At 70.4% G+C, this 2,968-nt stretch carries 3 protein-coding genes; 2 read left to right on the top strand and 1 reads right to left on the bottom strand.

Annotated features, from left to right (window positions below):
* Positions 1-317: GYD domain-containing protein (locus ABT085_RS45330; RefSeq protein ID WP_152893252.1), on the bottom strand; the 317-nt coding region annotated here is incomplete at its 3' end.
* 160 nt (positions 318-477) lie between these two features.
* Here ABT085_RS45330 and ABT085_RS45325 point away from each other — a divergent pair.
* A complete protein-coding gene (locus ABT085_RS45325) occupies positions 478-1,257 on the top strand; it encodes a rhomboid family intramembrane serine protease (RefSeq protein WP_351622813.1) in 780 nt (259 codons plus the stop codon).
* Between the two features lie 297 nt (positions 1,258-1,554).
* Complete coding sequence (locus ABT085_RS45320; protein WP_351622810.1) at positions 1,555-2,961, top strand: phosphatase PAP2 family protein; 1,407 nt, start codon at positions 1,555-1,557, stop codon at positions 2,959-2,961.
* The last annotated feature ends 7 nt before the right edge of the window (positions 2,962-2,968 follow it).

The following is a 2,968-nucleotide window of genomic DNA, read 5'->3' as shown; positions in this document are numbered from 1 at the left end:
CACGCCGGGGCGCGGAAGGCCACCTGCCGACGGGCCGCCTCGTCGATCTCGTCGAGGGTGAGGAGGGGAGTGGCCCGGGTGTGCAGGGCCCCGCTGGCCTTGACGGCGAGACTGATGGCGGCCATCGAGACCGGGTCGGGAAGGTCGACGACGAGCACGATGTCGTCGTCCCCGAAGGCGAAGTACATCGCCTCGACCTCTCCGCCGAGGTCGGTGACGACCTGGTCCACGGCGGCTCGGCGGCCGCTTCCCCCTTCCTTGAGCAGGCCCTTCGTGCCCTCGGAGGTGTAGCTGGCCTGGATGAGGAACTTCGCCATCTGGACGCTCCCTGCTGATCGCCGGTCCGGTACGGACAAGGACCTTCCCGCTGCGGTGGGGACCGCCTGCCGGTGGACGGCCGGATTCACTCGTTGGCAGCCGGCGGCCGGCGTACCCCTGCCCTGGGCGAATCGGGCGGGAATGCCTAGAGTTCACCGGGTGCGGGAAGAGATCCGCAGGGGAGGGGGAGCGGTCGTGGGCGGAGCGGACCGGGACCGGGCGGACGGCGGGCCGGCCGGACCCGAGGAGATGATCGCGGAGGCGCGGAAGGCGTTCTTCGTGATGTTCGGGTTCCTCGTGGTCGTCTGGCTGCTGCAACTGGCCAACTTCGCCGACCACTACGCCCTCTCGCGGGAGTACGGGGTCGTCTCCGGCGACCTGGGCGCCCTGCCCGGCATCCTCACCGCGCCTTTCCTGCACTGGAGCTGGGCGCATATCGAGAGCAACTCGGGGCCGCTGTTCGTCTTCGGGTTCCTCGCCGCCTACCGGGGCGTGGTCCGGTTCCTCGGGCTGAGTCTGCTGGTGGCGGTGACCAGCGGGCTCGCGGTGTGGTTCCTCGAAGGAGGGGGCGCGGAGACGGTGGGCGCCAGTGGCCTGATCTTCGGGTACTTCGGCTACGTCGTGGTCCGCGGGCTCTTCGACCGGCATCTGGTCGACACGCTGATCGGTCTCGTCATGGCCGCCTCCTTCGCCTATCTGCTCACCGTCGCCGTGCCCGGGACGCCCGGGGTGAGCTGGCTCGCCCATCTCGGCGGACTGGCCGGCGGCCTGGCCGGTGCCTGGCTCTTCCGGGACCGGCGATCACGCAGCCGCCCGGCCCGCGGGCCCGGCGGTGCTCCCGGTGCTCCTGACGCGGCTCCCCGGGCCGGTCTGCCGGCCCGTGCCGATCACCCTCGGGCCGATCTGCACAAGGAGCTCGGCGACCTGGGCCTCCTCTAGGGCCCGCGTCCCCTGGGACCTGCCCCCCGGTGCATTCGGGCCGGGCGACCGTGATCACAATAATGTGACAAACGTTCATTCAATGGCCATCTATCTTCACGGCCCTTTCACGCCCTGACATGCTGCTTCGGCGAATCCCTCGGGCCGCGCCGGAAAGGAGGCCGGAACCCCGGCGGTGGGCTTCTCGTCTTCCCCCGTCGAGCGGGCCACTCTCCGTACCGGAGAATACGCCCGGATCGGGAGGTGATGAACGAAACCCGCCCTGACCTCAACCGGAATCTAACAAATCGGCCAAAATTGAGACATAAGATATCGCAGGCTTTTTCGCGAACAGACCTCGGAATCATCAGCTCCGTGTGGCGTCATCCGCGGGCGGGACTCTGGGCCACGGCGGGTGCCGTGACCCTCGGGTTCCTCGTCGCGCTGGAGATCGCCGCACACCACTACGACCTGCCGGGGCCGATCACCACCGGGCTGCGGGAGTTCGTGTTCCCCCCCAAGTCGGGAGCCCTGCTGTACGCGGGACTGGCGCTGACGGCGCTGGTGCTCACCTGGCGGCAGCGGTTCATCGCGTTCGGCACGGCGATCGGTCTCGACCTCGCCATCGCGGCGGTCCGCTGGGCGGCCGGAGTCCAGGTGACCGAGGGACACCCCTTCGGCAACGGCGCGCTGTGGGCCCTCACGGGCTGCGCGGTCATCGCCGTCACCCGCCGCACCGGCCGGGAACGCGCCCTGCTGCTGAAGGGCGTGGGGCTGGGCGTGCTGCTGGTGGCCGGCCGCAAGACCGGCGACATCTGGCTGCACATCACCGCGAAGACCCGCCCGATGGTGCTCGACCAGTACGTGGCGACCGCCGATCACGCGCTGGGCAACCCGTCGTGGCTCATGGGCCGGATCGTCACGGCCAGCGGCCCGATCGGCTTCACCGTCCTCGACTTCGTCTACGGCCAGCTCGCGGTCGCCGCCGTCCTCGTCGCGCTCTACCAGCTGCGCCACGTCGCGGTCGAGCGCCGCTTCCCGCGCCATCACCTGGTGCGCACCTTCCTGGTGATCGGCCTGCTCGGGCCCGCCTTCTACATGATCTTCCCGGTGGTCGGACCCGTCTTCGCCTACGGCACCGGCGCCGGGCACTGGACGCACCTCAGCCTGTGGTGGCACATAGAGCCCGACGCGCACTGGGCGGTGGCCGATCTGTGGCCGCGCACCACGACGCAGGTCGCCGCCCCGCACCCCATGCCGTTCGACGGCCTCACCCCGCGCAACTGCATGCCCAGCCTGCACACGGCCTGGGCCGTCGCGATCTTCATCCACTCCCGGAAGGGCCCACGGGGCGTGCGCTGGGCCGGCACGTTCTGGCTGGTCGCCACGCTCTGCGCCACCCTCGGATTCGGCTACCACTACGGCGTCGACCTCATCGCCGGCGTGGTGTTCACCCTCACGATCGAGGCGGCCCTGCGCGCCTACGACCGAGGCTGGGACAGGTCAGGGATCCGGCTGGCCGCGTACGGCGCGACGGTCTTCACCGCGCTCCTGCTGTCGTACCGCTTCCTGCCGCTGGAGATGGCCAGGCATCCGTGGCAGGCCGGACCGCTGCTCCTGCTGGCGCTGCTCACGGTGATCTACGGCTATGTCCGCACGACGGCCCAGTGGGAACCGGGCGTCACGCCGGCGCGGCAGCCGCAACCGCAGCCCGAACTCGTCTGAACCGTGC

Source organism: Streptomyces sp. NPDC002265, assembly GCF_040296125.1.
GTDB lineage: Bacteria > Actinomycetota > Actinomycetes > Streptomycetales > Streptomycetaceae > Streptomyces.
Note: the sequence above shows the minus strand (reverse complement) of the source record. Positions and strands in the feature narration are given on the sequence as shown.